Here is a 17323-nt window from a genome sequence, read left to right as displayed (position 1 = left end):
CCGGTTGCCGGGCGACGCAAAGTGTGTGATACGGCCGGCGCACGTCAGCAAGCGCGCGTCGCCGGCAAGCATGCTGCGCAATATCTGCGCCACCGGGTGCAAGAGAAATGCGAGGCCGTTTGTGCCCCATGACGTGCTCCCCATCACGCTGCACGCGCTGCAAACACTGGACACAAGCGAGCCGATTAAACAGTGGAATGCGAGCCGCGCGGAACAACGGCCCTGGCACGCCATTGCGCCGCTGAAGCTCATCGATGCGCAACGCTGTTCGAGACGACGGCCGTCGCCGCGCTTTCATGCCGACAGGCTCGAAATAGTCCGCGCGCGCAGTTCCAGCCGCAGGCAGGGCGCGCGATACGCGGCAGGCGGTGCCAACGCAGACGCATCGCGTTTGTAAGGCTTACGTGTGCCGCATGAACAAGCGCATCGCGAGAGCGCGCGCCGCTAGCGCGCCCGCTTCGCGCGAGGCGCGCTGGCCTGCGCGTCGTCGACGTCCTGCGGCACTTCGTCTTCGAGACGGCGCTTGCTCGATTGATCAGCAGAAAAGGCGGGCTCGTCCGGCTGATCCGCGCCTTCGGCGACCATCTGGCGGCGCGCCTTGTCCCAATACTCGTCGGCGCGGCCCTCCGGTGCGCCGTCCTGCTCCCACAGCTGGTACGCGCGTTCGCGGATGCTCTGTTCGTTGAAGTCGTCGCTCATGATCGCCACACTCCTGTCACGTTGGTCGGGAAAGCTGGTGCTGGCATGTGGCGGGAACGCGCTGTCCGCAACGCTTCATCGCAGACGCTGTCGACATTTGCCGCTCGACACCGCTGATCGACGTCACGCGCGTCGGTCGCGCACGCGCCACGCGCAGGCACTCACAGCGTCACAGCATCCGTTGTGCCCACGTGCGGCAATGCAACAGCCGCAGCGGCATGGCGGCGCTCGAACGGCCTGCGCACGGCCCGGCCCGCGTGCGACAAATTGCCTGCACGATCTTGCGAGCCCGCGCACGCTATGCGACGCTGCCGTTATCGCGGTACAGCGACGCGGCAACGCACGGCGTGTCACGCACCGCGTGTCACACACCGCATTCGTGCAAACCGGAAAAAACCAGTTCACCAGGGCACACGTGCGTGCCCGAAACAGGCGATGCTGCAGAGTCTCGCGCGCCACGCCCACCGTCGTGCAGTGCACGACGGCGCCGCCGCCGCGTTCATCCAACCTTGTACAACTGGAGGTACATCGACATGTCGCATGGTGACAAGCACAACAAATCGCAGCTATCCACACCGTCAGGCCTTTCGCAGGAAGCCGTGACGAAAGTGTCAGGTGCGCTGAACCTGCTGCTGGCCGATACGTTTGCGCTTTATCTGAAGACCAAGAATTTTCACTGGCATATGTCCGGCCCGCATTTCCGCGACTATCACCTGATGCTCGACGAGCAGGGCGAGCAGGTGTTCGCGATGACCGACGACATCGCCGAGCGGGTGCGCAAGGTGGGCGGCATGACGCTGCGCTCGATCGGCCATATCGCCAAGCTGCAACGCATCCGCGATAACGACGCGGACTTCGTGTCGGCTCAGGAGATGCTGTCCGAGCTGCGCGACGACAATCTGAACATGGCGGCGCGGATGCGCGAAGCGCATGAAGTGTGTGATGACGCAGGCGACGTCGCGAGTGCGAGCCTGCTGGAGAACTGGATCGACGAAGCGGAACGCCGTGCGTGGTTCCTGTTCGAATCGACCCGTAACAGCTGATTGCGGGTGAGCGGCGGGCGGTACACGCGCCGCCGCAACACCATCATTTCGATTACTTCGCGTCCGGCGTAGCCGCGGCCACCAGCGCCGGCGCCGTCGCCGCGTGCTCGAGTTCGCTCGCCGACCAGCCACCGCCCAGCGCGTGAATCAGCTGGACGTTCGCGCTCAACTGCCGCGTCTCGATCTGGATCGACGCGCGCTCTGCATCGAGCGCGGTGGTCTGCGCAGTCACCACGTCGAGATAGCCGACCGCGCCTTGCTTGTATTGCGTGGTCGCCAGCGACAACGCGTGCTCAGCCGCTTCGGCGGCATCGTGCTGCTGCTGCAGCGCCGTGCCGAGATCGGACAGCAGCGACAGGTTGTCTTCCACCTGCTGGAACGCGCTCAGCACGACACCGCGATAACGCGCGCCGGCTTCGTCGGTGGCTGCTTTCGCCGCATCGAGCTGACCGCGCCGGAAGCCGCCGTCGAAGATGTATTGCGCGAGTTGCGGCCCGACCGCCCAGAAGAAGTTCGGCGCACTGAAAAAGCTCGCATACACCGAGCTTTGCAGGCCGCCCTGCGCGCTCAGCGTGATCGACGGGAAATACGCGGCCCGCGCCACGCCGATCTTCGCGTTCGCTTCCGCTACGCGCCGCTCGGCGGCGGCGATGTCCGGCCGCCGTTGCAGCAAGACTGAAGGCACGCCCAGCGGAATCTGCGGCAGCGGGATATCCGCGGTCGATTCGGGCAGCGTGAATTCGGATGCGGACGTCCCCACCAGCACCGCGATCGCATGTTCGAGCAGCGCGCGCTGCGCGAGGTTCTGCGACAGCTGCGACTGCGCGGACGACAGCTGCGTCTGCGCGCGCGCCACATCGAGGCCGGCGACGATGCCGCCGCCGTGCAGCGCCTGCGTCAGCTGCAGCGCCTTCGTAAATGCGACCACCGTCTCGCGCAGCAGGCGCGTCTGCTGATCGAGCCCGCGCAGCTGGATGTAGCTGTCGGCCAGTTGAATCTGCAAGCTCAGTTGCACCGACGCGAGATCCGCCTGCGACGCCAGCGCTTCGTACTTGCCGGCCTTCACTGTGTCGCGGACGCGGCCCCACAGGTCGAGGTCATAATCGATTTCGGCGCCGAGCGTGATCGAGTTGTAATTGTCCGGGCCACCGCTACGCAGCGGCCGCGTCGCCGATTGCCGCTCACGCAGCGGCGCGGCATTGGCGGACAGATGCGGATACAGATTCGCGCTGACCTGCTCGACGAACGCGGTCGCCTGCAGGTAGTGCGCATAGGCCGCCTGCAGATCCGTATTGTTCGCGAGCAGCTGCTTTTCCAGATCGTCGAGATGGGTGTCGCCGTACATCTGCCACCAGCCATCGCGGCTCAGCTGGTCGGCAGGTTTGGCGCTGACCCACGGGCCGGTCGTGCGGTACTCGGCCGCAACCGGCGATGGCGGCACCTTGTAATCGGGTGCCAGCGAGCAGCCGGCGACCAGCGCCGCAGCGGCCAGCGCAAACGGCGTAACAAGCGGCACCGACCACCGTCCGACGGCACGCTGTGCGGTCGAGCGCCGCCCAACCCGCTCCGATAACGCGCGCCGCGCACGCAGTGCAATCGCGTTAACCATGTGCCGGCGCCGCCTTCTTGCCGTTCGTCGCGATCTCTACCGGGTCGCCCTCGGCGAGCCCATCGGGCGGTGCATCGATCACGCGATCGGTCGACGCGAGGCCCGAACCGATCTCGACCGAATCGCCGAGATCGCGTGCGATCGTCACGCGTTTGAACGCCACGTGACCGCCTTCGCCCACCGTCGCGATACGCAGCCCGTGGCTGTCGAATACCAGCGCACTGGCCGGCACGCGCAGCGCATTGGGCGCCACCGGCAGCTTGAACTGCACGCTTGCGAAGCCGCCCGGCAGCAGCTTGCCGTCGGCGTTGTCCACCAGCAGCTGCACCAGCGTCGAGCCGGATTGCGCATTGACCGAGTCGGCCGACGCCACCACGTGCGCGGTGAACTGCTGATCCGGGTACGCCGGCACGGTCAGCGCCGCGGCGGTGCCGGTGTGCACGATCGGCGCGTAGTTCTGCGGCATCTGCACGTACACGCGCAATTGATGCACGTCCGACACCTGGAACAGTTCCTGGCCGACGCCGCCGCTGCCTGCATTGATCAGCGCGCCGATATCGGTATCGCGTGCGGTGATCACGCCGTCGAACGGCGCGACGATGCGCGCAAAGCCCTTGGTGGCGATCAGCCGGTCGAGGTTGGCCTTCGCCGCATCGACCAGCGCCTTCTTGGCCGCAAAGTCGCCGTTGCGCGTATCGACGTCCTGCTGCGCGACCGCGTCGGTGCCGAGCATCGCGCGCCAGCGTTTCGCGGTGGTTTCCGCGAGCGCCGAGTTAGCTTGTGCGGTGGCCAGATCGGCCTTGGCCTGCACCAGTTGCTGGTCGAGCTCCGGCGTTTCGATCACCGCGAGCAGCTGCCCCGACTTCACCTTGCCGCCAATATCGACGTTCCACGACTTCAGATAGCCGCTGACGCGCGCGAAGATCGGCGCACGCGAATACGCCTGCATCTGCGCGGGCAGCGTCAACGACGGGCCGGCCGCATCGCGGATCGGTGTGACGACCGCGACGGTGGGCACCGCCTGGGCGTCGGTCCAGGTCTTCAGCTTGTGCGAGTCGGCCGCGCGGACCGCGAGGCCCGCACCCACCACCACGACCACCAGCACCACGCCGACAATGCCGGCCGTGACGAGCCGGCGGCGCGGCGGACGACCCGCATATTTGGATTCGAAACCGGGTTCAATAGATTCAGACGACATGAGCAGGACCTCCCGAGGCTGGCGCCGGGCTTGCCGCGCGGCCATCGCGCGCGTGAATAATGCTGAAAACGACAGGAACGAAGAAAAGCGATGCGGTTGTCGCGAAGATCAGGCCGCCGATCACCGCGCGGCCGAGCGGCGCGTTCTGCTCGCCGCCTTCACCGAGCGCGAGGGCCATCGGCAACATACCGATGATCATCGACAGCGCAGTCATCAGCACCGGGCGGAAGCGCGTGAAGCCCGCTTCGATCGACGCCTTGACCGCGTCGCCGTGTTCGGCGAGCCGCTCGCGACAGAAGCTGACCACCAGAATCGAGTTCGCGGTGGCCACCCCCATACACATGATCGCGCCGGTCAGCGCCGGCACCGACAGCGTGGTGTGGGTCGCAAACAGCATCCACACGATGCCCGCCAGCGCCGCCGGCAGCGCCGACACGATCACGAACGGGTCGGCCCACGACTGGAAGTTCACCACGATCAGCAGATAGATCAGCACGATCGCGCCGAGCAGGCCGAACAGCATGCCGGCGAACGCGCTGTTCATCGTCTGCACCTGGCCGAGCAGCGCGACTGTCGAACCCTTCGGCAATTCCTTCGCGTGCGCCGCGACGATCTTCTGGATATCGGATGCCACCGCGCCGAGATCGCGGTCCTGCGTCGTCGCGAAGATCTCGACCATCGGGATGATGTTGTACTGGCTCACCACCGAGCTGGTGCTGGTCCGGTCGAAGGTCGCGAGGCCGCCCAGCACCTGCGCGTTCAGCGGCTGGCCCGCGGTGATCGGAATATTACGCAACGCCGACAGCGAATCGAGCGTGTATTGCGGCGTCTGCATCACGATCGGATACGACACGCCGTTCGCGTTGTTCAACCAGTAAGTCGGCGCCACCTGGCTCGAACCGGCGAGGTTCACCACCAGGCTGTTGGTGACGTCGCGCTCGGTGATATTGAGCAGCTGCGCGCGCGTGCGGTCGACGTTTACGTTGAAGCTCGGAATCTGCTGCGACTGCTGGATGCGCGCATCGACCACGCCCGGCACGCGGCGAATGTCGCGCAGCACCGCATTGGTGTACACGTAATTAGCCGACAGGTTGTTGCCGCGCACCTGCAGGTCGATCGGCGCCGGCGAACCGAAGTTCAGGATCTGGCCGATGATGTCCGCCGGCGGGAACGAGAACGTCATGCCCGGATAGCGGCGCGGCAGTTCTTCGCGCATCCGGCGCACGTATTCGTCGGTGGGCGCGTGGCCTTCCTTCAGTTCGATCTGGATGTCGCCGTCCTGCGAGCCGATCGTGCCGGTATTGTTGTACGCGGTATTGATACCGCTGACCGGCTGGCCGATATTGTCGACCACCGTGCCCAGCTCGTCCGCCGGAATGATGTTGCGGATGGTGTTTTCGACGTTGGCGAAAATCTCCGAGGTCTTCTCGACCCGCGTGCCGACCGGTGCGCGCACGTGCATCAGGATCTGCCCGGCGTCGACCGACGGGAAGAAGTTGCGGCCGAGAAACGGTACCAGCGCGAACGACACCAGCACGAAACCGAGAAACACCACAATGAAAGGCTTGCGGTTGTCGAGCGCGAGAATCAGCAGGCCGCGGTAGCTGGCGCGGATTTTCTCGAAGCGCGCCTCGAAGCCCTTCTGGAAGCGTCCAAGCGGACCGGGCTTGCGCGCGTTTTCGCCATGCTCTTCGCTATGCGGCTTGAGCAGGTAGTTCGCCATCGTCGGCACCAGCGTACGCGACAGGATGAACGACGACACCATCGCGAAGATCACCGCCTCGGCCATCGGCACGAACAGGAAGCGCGCGACGCCGGACAGGAAGAACATCGGCACGAACACGATACAGATACACAGCATCGACACGAAGGCGGGCGTGACGATCTGCGCGGCGCCGTCGAGAATCGCGTCTTCCACGGCCTTGCCGTGCTCGAGGTGCCAGTTGATGTTCTCGATGGTCACGGTTGCGTCGTCCACCAGAATCCCGACCGCGAGCGCGAGGCCGCCGAGCGTCATGATGTTCAACGTCTCGCCGAGCGCGGACAGCGTGATGATCGAACCGAGAATGGCGAGCGGAATCGACGTCGCGATAATCACCGTTGAGCGCCAGCTACCGAGGAACAGCAGAATCATCAGGCTGGTCAGCACCGCGGCGATCACCGCTTCGCGCGCCACGCCGCTCACCGCCGCGCGCACGAACAGCGACTGGTCGCCGATCGGCGCGATCTGCAGGTTGTCCGGCAGCGCCGCGCGTGCGTCTTCGACGTGCTGCTTGATGCCGGAAATAATCGCCAGCGTCGACACCGAGCCGTTCTTCAGCACCGACATCAGCACCGAACGGTGACCGTCGACGTGCACGATGTTGGTCTGCGGCGGCGCGCCGTCGCGCACGCTCGCGACGTCGCGGATATATACCGTGGTGCCGTTCACTGCCTTGACCGGCAGGTCGCCCAGTTCGCGGATCGCGGAAGGCGCGTTGTTCAGCTGCAGCACGTACTCGTGGTCGCCCATCTTCGCGGTGCCGACCGGGGTAATCAGGTTCTGCGTGGCGAGCGCGGTGGCCACGTCCTGCGCCGACAGCCCACGCGCCTGCAGGCGCGCCGGATCGACGTCGATCTGCACCTGGCGCGTCTTGCCGCCGAACGGATATGGAATCGATGCGCCGGCCACCGTCACCAGTTGCGGACGCAACTGGTTCAAGCCCAGGTCGCCGAGGTTCTGTTCGCTCAAGCCCTTGCCCGACAGCGCGAGCTGGATGATCGGCACCGTCGACGCGTTGTAGTTCAGGATCAGCGGCGGCGTGGTGGCGGGCGGCAGCTGCTTCAGCTGGGTCTGCGCGACGGCCGTGACCTGCGCATTCGCGGTCGCGACGTTCACACCCGGCTGGAAGAAGATCTTGATGACCGCAAAACCGTTGATCGACTCAGCCTCGATGTGCTCCACATCGTTCACGGTGGTCGTGATCGTGCGCTCGAAAGTCGATGTGATGCGGCCGGCCATCTGGTCCGGCGGCAGGCCCGTGTATTGCCACACGACGCTGATCACCGGAATGCGGATGTCGGGGAAGATGTCGGTTGGCGTCTTCAGCGCGGACAACGGCCCGATGATGAAGATGGCGATCGCCAGCACGACAAAGGTGTAGGGCCGTCGAAGGGCGACACGTACCAGGCCGAGCATGTGAATTCCTGGGTAGAACGGTAACGGTTACAGGGAAAAGCGCCCGATTTTCCAGCGCAATCCGTCGCGGCGCCGAAAACGATGCCTTCGCATCGCAGCGATTATCGCTACGGCGCAGGGCAATTTGATTTCGGCTTCGCGCGGCCGCCGCGTGATCGCCGCGGTTATCGGTAACGCGGCGGACGGCGGATCGAGAGCACGGGGTAATGCGCTTCACTTCTTCGAACGATGCTGCCGGCGCGCCTTACACGGTTCGGCCAGCGGCTGGATCGGGTTCAGATGATTCGCGGCTCAATACCAGTCTTTCCTTCTCCTTACTGCCTGATTGGCTTCATGCACAACCCGCTGCGTGACCTGCTCACGAGCCGCAGACGCGGCCCCGGCAACGGCCGTGCTGCGCTGCCGCACCGCTCGCAAATAGGGGTATGCCGATAGCCAAAGCGCGAATGTACACAAAGGCACGCGATTTTGCAGGGGCTTTGAACGTGAGCGGTACCACGACGGATGCTACTGCAATCAATTTTCGCCAGGGCACCAATTGCCGCAAAGATCGCAAATCCTTGGCTGGACAGCGGGTTGCGCCGCTTTGGCAGCATGCCGCGGGGGACCGATCCTGCCGCGGCACGCAATAGAGTTTTTTTATTACCGTTTATTTTTTCAGCTTTGCGCGGCCTGGCGGCGCGGCGCGGCCTGCTCCGACAGGACGTTACGCTCTGTGGCGCCGGCGCCGGCTAGATAAAACAGAAATAAACCGAAAGCATTTAGAAATGAAGGCGCATTTAAAACTAATGCCTGATTGGTTCAGCGCGTGGTTTAACAGCGCGGTTTCATTTCGGCAGACAACAGGCTTGCAGTTGCTTACTGAACCTGAAGAAGATATCTGTTCCTGCAGACAAGGCGGCGCCAGCGCTTTTTTATTTGCCCGGACTGATGGCGCATGCCTCGCTCCCCCGCATCGCACGTTACGTATACCTGTGCGCTGCGATGTTCAGCACTTCGGCAAGAATCATTGCGCTCGCATTGAGCGGCGCCGGCCGGCAACGGCGCGGCTTGAACACTTCGTCGCCGATGCGGATCGCGCGGCCGCTCATCGCGCACACGCCGCTGACCCGCGCGCGCGCCGCATGCCACAACTGGTCGCCGTACGAGCAGTGCGTCGCATCGTGCCACGCAATGGTCGCCGTGGCCGAACTCGGCCGGTCGATCAGGCAGACCTTCGCGTCGACCCGTTCGCCGGACAGCATCAGCCGGCTGGTCTTGCGTTCGAAGCGCACGTGCAGCGCGGCAAGCCGCGTCACCCACGGGTCCGAGCGGCCTGACATCACCGACAGCATGCCGATGGTTTGCCGCCACGGGTCGCAGATATTCGTTTTTGCGAGCATCGCTCACCTCATCGGTTGGGATATGGGTTAGCCGAACTTGCGCCACATGCCGATCACGCAGCGGTGCAGGCATTGCGCGTGACGCCGCGCCGCCGCGCGCGGCGACAACGTATAAAGCGGTGCCATGTCGGCCGCCGCGGGCCGGCTGTAGACGATCGGACTGACCGTATTCGTCCACACGGCCGTCTCCGGCCACCCAGCCGCTTGCTCGAGCGCGTCATCCGCGCCGGGCGTCCACTCAGGTTTGCGCATCTCCAGTGTCTCCGTGGCGTCGCCCCTCGCCCGCGCGCCAACGCCTGCTAGCGTGCGCACGTGGCAGGAGCGCCGTGTCATTGATTGACGTTCGTCTTTACTTTCCAGCAATACGGCGTATCGCCGACGAAGCGCTTGAATACCGCCGTGAAATGCGACTGCGAGCGAAACCCGCAACTCAGCGCGACGTCGAGCATGCTGTGCCGGGAGCGGGTCAGCAGCTGCTGCGCATGCTCGATGCGCCGGCGCAGCAGATATTCATGGGGGCGCAAGCCGGTGGCGCGGCGGAATTGCGCGGCGAAATGCATGCGCGTCAAGCCCGCGCTTTGCGCCATTTCGGCAAGACCGATCGCATCCGACAAGTGCGCTTCGATATATTCGATGGTGCGGCGCATGCGCCACTGCGGCAGCGCCGACGCTTCGCGGGCCGGGCGCGCGGCAGCCGTGAAGTGACGCGACACCAGCCGCGACACGATGGCGAGGCTCACGCTGTCGGTAAACAGCTTGCCCGCCGCGGCATCGGCGGAGTGCGACACGGCCAGCGCCTGCGCGAGCCGCTCGAGGGTCGGGTCGCGCACGATGCGCGGATCGGCCAGCACGACCTCGCCGGCATGCGCATGGCCGAACAGATCGTCGAAGCACTCGGCCAGCGCCGGCTGCGACACGAACAGATGCAACGCATCGACCGGCGATTCGAAGCGCACCGCCACTGGCACGTCGGGTGCGGTCACCTGCACCGCGCCGGCCGTCACGCGGCCCGACACGATAGTGCGGCCGGCATGTTCGAACCTCAGCGTGGTGCACTTCAGGTTCAACGCGATGCAATGGTAGCCAGGCTGCCCGCGCTGCACCGCTTCGAACGGCTCGGTTTCGGCACGTGTCCAGCGTGTGACAAGCACTTCGCCATACGGCAGCGCTGCGGCGGCCGGTTCGACCGCCGGACTGCGCCAGTGCTGCTCGATCCGGATCGGATTGCCATGTTTGCGGTTCGCCGAGTGCGCGGCAAATCCGGTCTGGCTATACGGTAAGACAATCATTGGAGGGCCTGCATGCGGTGGGTGTCATGCGATTCGGAAACAGACGTTCCCGCGGTCTCTCAAAGGTATCCGAAGCGACTGCCCCCAACCAGCCCTACAAAGGCATGCAAGAAGCCACTGTTGGTTTGGTCAGCTCATCTGCTGGTTTAACTGTTTGATCCATTTGCCTATTGGCGACACGCGAATCGGTTTACGCTGATAGCCTGCGCGTCAGGCCGCTACGGCACGCAACGGCCAGCCGCTAGCGGCCGTCGATGTGGAAATGCTCGATATTCTGTCCGGCCGCAACTGCGCGTTTCAGCCACGGCGGCATGTCGCCCGCGCCGCTCCATGTGTTGCCGTATGCATCGGCATAGCGCGCCGCGTGGCGCGCCCGCACTTCGCCGGCGAGCGCCGCTTCGAGCGCTTCGAGCGAGATGCCCGCGTGGTCCATGCGCCGGTGAATCCAGCGAATCAGGCGCTCGCGTGCCTCGCCGTCCAGTTGTCTTGCTACGCTCGCCATGCATACTCCTGCTACTGTCGAACCACGGCCGCACCGGCATGCCAGGTCCATGCTGGCCAGGGTGCGCGTCCGCGAGGTTATCGATAACGGCCGCACCGCATGGGCGCGGGCCGAACGCCGGATGTCGGACGCCCGCTTGCCGGATTGCCGGGTTGCCGGATGAGGCAAGCCGTTGCGCGTCTTCGTCATCGGTGAGAGTAGCGGCAGTTGCACCCGCTGCCTTTGTCGAACAGCACGAGCCGCTCCAGATATGCACGCCACTTTCCTGAAGTCGCCGCGGCGAGCGTTCGCGCGCGGGCAAGTGCCGTGCGAATTGCACAAAGATGCGCGCGCGATTGCGGCACGCGACACGCGCAGCACGCGCCGTCGGGCATGTCGTGTGCTGCGCCGTGCGATTTCAACAAATCGGGCGTAGCGCTAAAAGGTCGCCGGCCTGCTGTGACTACACTGAATGCCGTGCATTCGCACCACAGGCGCAACCCGGCACCGCGGACCTGCGTGCCAGTCCGACAAAACGATTACGCTGACTTTGAAAAGCCCCCTGCAGGAGGACGCACCCGCTCGTTCGTTGCTTGCCGGGTTCTCGGCTATGTTATATATCGCGCTCTCGACAGAAAGCGAAGCCGGCCGTCGCTGCACGAGGCCGGCCTTGATGACTTCCATTAGATATTGCACTGTGGTGCTGCCCAAGGCAGTGCTGCGGGACGTTCTTCCAGTTGCCGTGAAAGTCCTCAGACGCGCATTAGAACAGGTGCGCCGCCCCGACGCTCGCGCACTCAGGATTCTCGCCGCGGCACTCGCAGGCGCCGTGTTCTTCGCCGATGCGCTGACCCCGCTCGACGCCGCGCTTGCCGTGCTGTACGTACTGGTCGTCATGCTCGCGGCCACGACCGGCTCGCGCCGCGATACGCTGCGCGCCGCATGGCTGTGCGCGGCGCTGACTCTTGCCGCGTATCTGATGACGCACGCGACGCACACGACCGGCAACGCAGCCGCGCGCTGCGCGATCAGCCTGCTGGCGATCGCCGTTACCGCGAAGATGGCGCTGCGCTATCAAACGAGCAGCGCGCGACTCTCCGAGCAGTACCAGTTGCTGAACCTGTCGCACGATGCAATCGTCGTGTACGACATGCAGGAGCGCATCGTGTTCTGGAATCGCGGCGCGGAAAAGCTATACGGCTGGTCCGCGCCGCGTGCGCTCGGCCAGCGGATTCACGCGCTGACGCAGACCCGCTTTCCGGCGGCAGCCGCCGACGTGCAGGACGCGCTGCTCGCAGAGGGTCAGTGGGACGGCGAGTTGCGGCGCACGCGCCGCGACGGCAGCGTGGCGATCATCGCGAGCCGCCTCGCGCTGTTGCGCGACGAGCACGGCGAACCGCGCGCAGTGCTCGCCACCGATAGCGACATCACCTGCCGCACGCATCTGCAAGCCGAACTGCGGCGCAGCCGGGATGAACTGAGCGCGACCATCGAGGCGCTCCCCGGCCTGATCTGGAGCGCCGCCAACGACGGCGAACTGGAGCTCGTCAACCGCCGCTGGGAAGAGCTCGACCTGCCGCGCGGCGGCGCGCTGCGCGGCGCGCGCTACGCATGGCGCACGCTGGTGCATCCGGTCGACCTGCCCAAACTCGAACGCGACTGGCGCGCCGCACGCGCGCAGGGCACGCCGTTCGAAAGCGCGGCGCGCATGCGGCGCCGCGACGGCCACTATCGCTGGATGCAACTGTGCGCGGTGCCGCTGCGCGAAGCCAACGGCACCATCGTGCGTTGGTACGGCATCAATACCGATATCGAGGAGCGCAAGCGTGCCGAGGAAGCGCTCGAGCGCAGCGAAGCGTTACTCGCCTACGGCCAGCGCCTCACCAAAACCGGCAGCATCGCACTGCATGTGCCGGACGGCCAGATGATGTGGTCACAAGAGGCTTTCGGTATTTTCGGCTATCCTGCGAACGTCGTTCCAAGCCTCGAGCTGATCCTCGCGCGCACCCATCCGGACGACGTCGCGCTGGTGCGTCAGAGCTACCGGCAGGTGCTTGCCGAAGTGCAGGGCATCGATATCGAGCACCGCCTCGTGATGCCGGACAACAGCGTCAAACATGTGCACTATGTCGCTCACCTGCGCACCCGCAAGTCGGGCCGCTACGAGTACGTCGGAGCGTTGATGGATGTGACCGCCACCAGGCAGACCGAGGAGGCGTTAAAGCGTTCGATGACCGAGCTGTCGCACGTCACGCGGGTCACGATGCTCGGCGAGCTGACGGCTTCGATCGCCCATGAAGTCAGCCAGCCGATCGCGGCGATCGTCACCTTCGGGCACGCCGCGTTGCGCTGGCTCGAGCGGCCGCAGCCGGATCTCGACGAAGCGCGCGAAGCGGTCAACAAGGCGATCCGCAGTGCCAAACGCGCGAGCGACATCGTCTGGCGGATCCGCTCGATGGCGCAAAAGCGCGAGCCGACGCACGCGCCGCTCGCGCTCAATACGCTGGTCGACGAAGCGGTCGAACTGCTGTGGCGCGAGCTGATCGACGCGCGTGTCGAGCTCGAACTCGACTACGTCGATCCGCCGCCGCAGATCAGCGGCGACCGCGTCCAGCTGCAGCAGGTGCTGATCAACCTGATCATGAACGGGGTGCAGGCAATGGCAGGCGTCGCCGGCCGCGCGAAGCAGATGCGCATCGCGACCAGCCTGTTCGACGAACAATACGTGCTGGTGAGCGTGGCGGATTCCGGCATCGGCATCAGCAGCGATCACGCCGGCAAGCTGTTCGAAGCTTTTTTTACGACGCGATCGGACGGCATGGGCATCGGTCTGTCGATCTGCCGCTCGATCGTCGAAGCGCACGGCGGCCGCATCTGGGCCGAATCGCCTGCGGCGGGCGGCGCCGTGCTGCAATTCATTTTGCCCGTATCCGATGGGAGACAGCAATGAGCAGAGAATCCGCCAACGATGCCGCGCACGTCGCGCACAATGCGATCGACAACGCCATCGTCTATGTGGTCGACGACGACCTGTCGATGCGCGAGGCCGTCAGTACGCTGCTGCGCTCGATCGGCCTGTGCGTGCAAACATTCGCGTGCGCGCAGGAGTTTCTCGCCGCGCCGATGTCGGACGTGCCTGCATGCCTGATTCTCGATGTGCGCCTGAAGGGCCAAAGCGGGCTCGCGGTACAGGAGCAGATCGCCGCGCATCAGATCCGCATGCCGATCGTCTTTATGACCGCGCACGGCGATATTGCGATGTCGGTGAAGGCCATGAAAGCCGGCGCCACCGATTTTCTCGCCAAGCCGTTTCGCGACCAGGACATGCTCGATGCGGTGGCGCACGCGCTCGCGGCCGATGCCGAGCGGCGCCTCGCCGACCGCTCGTTCGCCGGTTTGCGGCGCTGCTACGAATCGCTGACGCAGCGCGAACGCGAGGTGATGGCGCTGGTGGCGAGCGGGCTGTTGAACAAGCAGATTGCCGCGGAGATGAAGCTCAGCGAGATCACCGTGAAGATCTACCGCAGCCAGGCGATGAAGAAAATGGAGGCGCGCTCGCTGGCGGACTTCGTACTGAAGGCGGAGGCGCTCGGCGTGAAGTCCGAGTTGGGTGTGCCGGCGTACGCCGGTTCGCGGGCGATACCGCCGCGGCACTGAAACGCGCGCGGCCACGCTCAACACTCAACACTCGCTGACGACCTTCTTCGCGCGCAAGATCGCCGCCGGGCTCATGCTCAGTTCGTCGACCCCCAGCCCGAGCAGCAGCGGAATCAGCGCCGGCTGCGCCGCCGCTTCGCCGCACACCGCCACGCCGATGCCCGCCTCGTGCGCCGCGTCGCACACCATCGCGATCGCGCGCAGTACGGCAGGATGATCGGTGCGATAGAGCGGCGCGAGCTTCGGGTTGGCGCGATCCACCGCCATCACGTACTGCGTGAGATCGTTGGTGCCGATCGAAAAGAAATCGACCTCCGGCGCCAGCAGGTCGGCGGTCAACGCGGCGGCCGGCGTTTCGATCATGATGCCGAGGCGCGGCAGATCGAACGCGATGCCCTCGCCGGTCAGCTCTTCCGCGCATTGCGCGATCAGCGCCTTCACGCAGCGGATTTCGTCGAGTTCGTCGATCATCGGCAGCATCATCTGCAGATTGCCGCAGACCGCCGCGCGCAGCAACGCACGCAGCTGCGGCTTGAAGATGTCGGGACGGTCGAGGCACATGCGCACGCCGCGCCAGCCGAGAAACGGATTGTCCTCGGCGGGAAACGCGATGCCCGGCACCGGCTTGTCGCCGCCGATGTCGAGCGTACGGATCACCACCGGCTCCGGATCGAACGCCTGCGCGACGCGTCGATATACGTCGTATTGCTCGTCCTCGCTGGGCAGCGTGCGGCGATCCATAAACAGCAACTCGGTACGGAACAGGCCCACGCCCATCGCGCCCGCTGCATGCGCGGCGTCGACTTCGCCCAACGAACCGAGGTTGGCGGCGACGCGGATCGGCCGGCCGCTGCGCGTGAGCGGCGCGACGTCGCGATACACGTGCAGCGTGCTGTGCTGCGCGCGCGCGTCGGCGATGCGCGCCGCGAACTCCGTTTGCAGCGCGTGCGGCGGGTCGAACCAGACGAGGCCCTGGGCGCCGTCTACTGCGACCTGATGGGCGCTGCGCAGGCGCTCGTCGGACACCGGCAGGCCGAACACCGCGGGAATGCCGTGCGAGCGCGCGATGATCGCGAGGTGCGAGGTGGTGCTGCCGCGCGTGCACACCAGCGCGACGATGTTGGCGACGTTCGCGCGCGCCAGATCGGGCGCCGTCAGATCGGCGGCCAGCACCACGCACGGACGGCTCAGGCCGGCGAGGCTCACGTTGTCCTTGCCGAGCAGCCGCAGCGCGACCTGGCGCGTGATGCCGTGAATATCGTCGGCGCGGCTGCGCAGGTATTCGTCTTCGATCGTATCGAACGACGCGGCGAGTTCGGCGCCGACCTGCAGCGTCGCCGCGGCGGCGTCCGCGCCAGCGGCGATGCGCGCTCTGACCGCGCCCGCGAATTCGTCGCTTTGGGCGACGCCGGCCAGTGCCTGCGCGATGTCCTGGTTGCCGCCGATCGATTCGAACGGGTGGCCAAGCGCCGCCAGCGCATCGGCGAAGGCGCGCTCGAAGCGCGCGAGTTCCGCGCCGGTTTCGTGCGCGGCGATCACCTGGCGTGTCGCGCGCAGCGGCTCGGGCAAGTAGACGAAGGCCTCGCCGTACGCGAGGCCTTCGCTGGCGGGCACGCCTTGCAGCGCCTGGGCGACGGCGGGTGCGGCGGCGTGCAAAGCCAGCGCGGTGGGCGACGAAGGCGACGTGGTCGATGCTGAAGCCAAGACCGTTGCGGCACCCGATGCGGCCTGCGCGATGACGGTGACGACGCTAGCGGGCAATGCTGCCGACGTAGCGGCCGGAATCGCGGCATCGAACCTTGCAGTCGGGTCAGTGGCTGCAGCAGCAGGCGTTGCGGTTGACGAAACATCGGCCGTTGCCGCTGCGGGCACGACGGCCACGACATTGGCAATTGCAACAGCGACTGACCGCGCGGCCGGCACTTCCGCAGCATCAGTACCGGCTGCTGTGTGCGGCGCAGCCGCCTGCACGTCCGGCGTCACAGAAGGCGGCATCGCCGGCGCATCCGCCGCGGCCGCCGAGGCCGGCGTCACGCCCGCCGCCGGCTCCGACAAAAACGCGAGCATGCGCGCCACCGCCGCGCGCTCATCCGCGCCGTCCGCGCGCAGCACGATCTGATCGTGCTCGCGAATGCCGAGCAGCATCAGCTTCACCGCGCTCTTCGCGTCCGCGCACGTATGCCCGTGCAGCACCTGCAGCGAGCACGAGAACTGCTTGGCCAGCTTCGCGAATTGCGTGGCCGGCCGCGCATGCAAACCTTCAGTGACCTTCACCACCACTGCTGCTTCAAGCATCCGTGCCACCTTGCGTCATAACCAGCCGCGGCGCGCCGCCGTTGCCTCGCGAGCCTGTCGCCGGCTCAATCAACGATCCGCGATCTCGATCACGGTGCCGCTGCGCATGCACGCCAGCAGCGCGCCGGCATCGACCGGCTGCGCGCAGATCTCGCCGGGCCGTCCGGCCTCGGCGGCGCCATTGAAATTGATCACCACGTGGCCGAGTTCGTTGACCTTGTGCCACGCGCTCGGCCCAACCGCGGTGACGCACGCGCTGACTGCGCCGATGCGCAGTTGCGCACCCACCTGCGGCGCCTGCGCGCGGGCCTCCTCGACCCGGTGCAGCACCGACACTTCGGCCAGTTCCGGCGGCGCGCCGTCGGCGTACAGGATCAGCACACCGCCTTCGAGCAGATCCGCAACTTCCGGTCCGACTACCGAGATCACCGTCTTGTAGTAATGCATCGTTGGCTTTCCTGAAACGGGAATGGCACGGCCACCGCAGGCCGC

14 protein-coding genes are annotated in these 17323 nt (G+C 65.8%); 4 read left to right on the top strand and 10 right to left on the bottom strand.

The genetic code is table 11. The features are described from left to right. Positions 1-70 precede the first annotated feature (70 nt). Positions 71-397: a hypothetical protein gene (locus ACYVNQ_RS27500; RefSeq protein ID WP_460906793.1), complete on the top strand. Its 327-nt coding sequence runs from the start codon at positions 71-73 to the stop codon at positions 395-397. 47 nt (positions 398-444) lie between these two features. Here ACYVNQ_RS27500 and ACYVNQ_RS27495 read toward each other — a convergent pair whose 3' ends face one another. Then, positions 445-699 (bottom strand): DUF2934 domain-containing protein, encoded by a 255-nt coding sequence (locus ACYVNQ_RS27495; protein ID WP_460906791.1) that lies wholly within the window; start codon positions 697-699, stop codon positions 445-447. 533 nt (positions 700-1232) lie between these two features. Between ACYVNQ_RS27495 and ACYVNQ_RS27490 the strand changes: the two genes are divergently transcribed. Next, a complete protein-coding gene (locus ACYVNQ_RS27490) occupies positions 1233-1742 on the top strand; it encodes a Dps family protein (protein WP_460906789.1) in 510 nt (169 codons plus the stop codon). A 52-nt stretch (positions 1743-1794) separates the two neighbouring features. On the opposite strand, the gene ACYVNQ_RS27485 is transcribed toward ACYVNQ_RS27490, so the two are convergent. The 7 genes from ACYVNQ_RS27485 to ACYVNQ_RS27455 form a co-directional block, all read right to left on the bottom strand. Beyond that, positions 1795-3351 carry an efflux transporter outer membrane subunit gene (locus tag ACYVNQ_RS27485; RefSeq protein ID WP_460906787.1) on the bottom strand — a complete coding sequence of 519 codons (1557 nt, stop codon included), beginning with the start codon at positions 3349-3351 and terminating at the stop codon, positions 1795-1797. Next, positions 3344-4549 (bottom strand): efflux RND transporter periplasmic adaptor subunit, encoded by a 1206-nt coding sequence (locus ACYVNQ_RS27480; RefSeq protein ID WP_460906785.1) that lies wholly within the window; start codon positions 4547-4549, stop codon positions 3344-3346. Before ACYVNQ_RS27480 ends, ACYVNQ_RS27485 begins: the two co-directional genes overlap by 8 nt. Beyond that, positions 4539-7727 carry an efflux RND transporter permease subunit gene (locus tag ACYVNQ_RS27475; RefSeq protein ID WP_460906783.1) on the bottom strand — a complete coding sequence of 1063 codons (3189 nt, stop codon included), beginning with the start codon at positions 7725-7727 and terminating at the stop codon, positions 4539-4541. Before ACYVNQ_RS27475 ends, ACYVNQ_RS27480 begins: the two co-directional genes overlap by 11 nt. 962 nt (positions 7728-8689) lie before the next feature. Beyond that, positions 8690-9109 (bottom strand): DUF3331 domain-containing protein, encoded by a 420-nt coding sequence (locus tag ACYVNQ_RS27470; RefSeq protein WP_460906781.1) that lies wholly within the window; start codon positions 9107-9109, stop codon positions 8690-8692. A 27-nt stretch (positions 9110-9136) separates the two neighbouring features. Then, the gene (locus ACYVNQ_RS27465) at positions 9137-9361 is read right to left on the bottom strand and encodes a hypothetical protein (RefSeq protein WP_460906779.1); all 225 of its coding nucleotides are present in this window, start codon (positions 9359-9361) and stop codon (positions 9137-9139) included. A 77-nt stretch (positions 9362-9438) separates the two neighbouring features. After that, a complete protein-coding gene (locus ACYVNQ_RS27460) occupies positions 9439-10398 on the bottom strand; it encodes a helix-turn-helix domain-containing protein (protein ID WP_460906777.1) in 960 nt (319 codons plus the stop codon). 241 nt (positions 10399-10639) lie between these two features. Further along, on the bottom strand, positions 10640-10900 hold the full coding sequence (locus ACYVNQ_RS27455; RefSeq protein WP_460906775.1) for an H-NS family nucleoid-associated regulatory protein: 261 nt from the start codon (positions 10898-10900) through the stop codon (positions 10640-10642). Positions 10901-11552: 652 nt separating this feature from the next. Here ACYVNQ_RS27455 and ACYVNQ_RS27450 point away from each other — a divergent pair. After that, positions 11553-13829 carry a PAS domain-containing sensor histidine kinase gene (locus ACYVNQ_RS27450; protein ID WP_460906773.1) on the top strand — a complete coding sequence of 759 codons (2277 nt, stop codon included), beginning with the start codon at positions 11553-11555 and terminating at the stop codon, positions 13827-13829. Next, on the top strand, positions 13826-14536 hold the full coding sequence (locus tag ACYVNQ_RS27445) for a response regulator transcription factor (protein WP_460906771.1): 711 nt from the start codon (positions 13826-13828) through the stop codon (positions 14534-14536). Before ACYVNQ_RS27450 ends, ACYVNQ_RS27445 begins: the two co-directional genes overlap by 4 nt. Before the next feature lie 24 nt (positions 14537-14560). Here the strand turns inward: ACYVNQ_RS27445 and ptsP are convergent, their stop codons facing one another. Both ptsP and ACYVNQ_RS27435 read right to left on the bottom strand, forming a co-directional pair. Then, a complete protein-coding gene (ptsP, locus tag ACYVNQ_RS27440) occupies positions 14561-16831 on the bottom strand; it encodes a phosphoenolpyruvate--protein phosphotransferase (protein ID WP_460906769.1) in 2271 nt (756 codons plus the stop codon). Between the two features lie 69 nt (positions 16832-16900). After that, a complete protein-coding gene (locus ACYVNQ_RS27435; protein WP_460906767.1) occupies positions 16901-17278 on the bottom strand; it encodes a PTS glucitol/sorbitol transporter subunit IIA in 378 nt (125 codons plus the stop codon). Positions 17279-17323 lie beyond the last annotated feature (45 nt).

The organism is Paraburkholderia jirisanensis, from assembly GCF_054782355.1.
The sequence above is the reverse complement of the archived record's forward strand: the minus strand, read 5'-3'. Positions and strand labels throughout refer to the sequence as shown.

What these genes read in the sequence shown, in the direction of transcription:
- ACYVNQ_RS27485 (WP_460906787.1), bottom strand. Translation starts at nt 3,351, where the DNA reads ATGGTTAACGCGATTGCACTGCGTGCGCGGCGCGCGTTATCGGAGCGG.
- ACYVNQ_RS27465 (WP_460906779.1), bottom strand. Translation starts at nt 9,361, where the DNA reads ATGCGCAAACCTGAGTGGACGCCCGGCGCGGATGACGCGCTCGAGCAA.
- ACYVNQ_RS27495 (WP_460906791.1), bottom strand. Translation starts at nt 699, where the DNA reads ATGAGCGACGACTTCAACGAACAGAGCATCCGCGAACGCGCGTACCAG.
- ACYVNQ_RS27435 (WP_460906767.1), bottom strand. Translation starts at nt 17,278, where the DNA reads ATGCATTACTACAAGACGGTGATCTCGGTAGTCGGACCGGAAGTTGCG.
- ACYVNQ_RS27480 (WP_460906785.1), bottom strand. Translation starts at nt 4,549, where the DNA reads ATGTCGTCTGAATCTATTGAACCCGGTTTCGAATCCAAATATGCGGGT.
- ACYVNQ_RS27450 (WP_460906773.1), top strand. Translation starts at nt 11,553, where the DNA reads ATGACTTCCATTAGATATTGCACTGTGGTGCTGCCCAAGGCAGTGCTG.
- ACYVNQ_RS27455 (WP_460906775.1), bottom strand. Translation starts at nt 10,900, where the DNA reads ATGGCGAGCGTAGCAAGACAACTGGACGGCGAGGCACGCGAGCGCCTG.
- ACYVNQ_RS27470 (WP_460906781.1), bottom strand. Translation starts at nt 9,109, where the DNA reads ATGCTCGCAAAAACGAATATCTGCGACCCGTGGCGGCAAACCATCGGC.
- ACYVNQ_RS27490 (WP_460906789.1), top strand. Translation starts at nt 1,233, where the DNA reads ATGTCGCATGGTGACAAGCACAACAAATCGCAGCTATCCACACCGTCA.
- ACYVNQ_RS27445 (WP_460906771.1), top strand. Translation starts at nt 13,826, where the DNA reads ATGAGCAGAGAATCCGCCAACGATGCCGCGCACGTCGCGCACAATGCG.
- ptsP (WP_460906769.1), bottom strand. Translation starts at nt 16,831, where the DNA reads ATGCTTGAAGCAGCAGTGGTGGTGAAGGTCACTGAAGGTTTGCATGCG.
- ACYVNQ_RS27460 (WP_460906777.1), bottom strand. Translation starts at nt 10,398, where the DNA reads ATGATTGTCTTACCGTATAGCCAGACCGGATTTGCCGCGCACTCGGCG.
- ACYVNQ_RS27500 (WP_460906793.1), top strand. Translation starts at nt 71, where the DNA reads ATGCTGCGCAATATCTGCGCCACCGGGTGCAAGAGAAATGCGAGGCCG.
- ACYVNQ_RS27475 (WP_460906783.1), bottom strand. Translation starts at nt 7,727, where the DNA reads ATGCTCGGCCTGGTACGTGTCGCCCTTCGACGGCCCTACACCTTTGTC.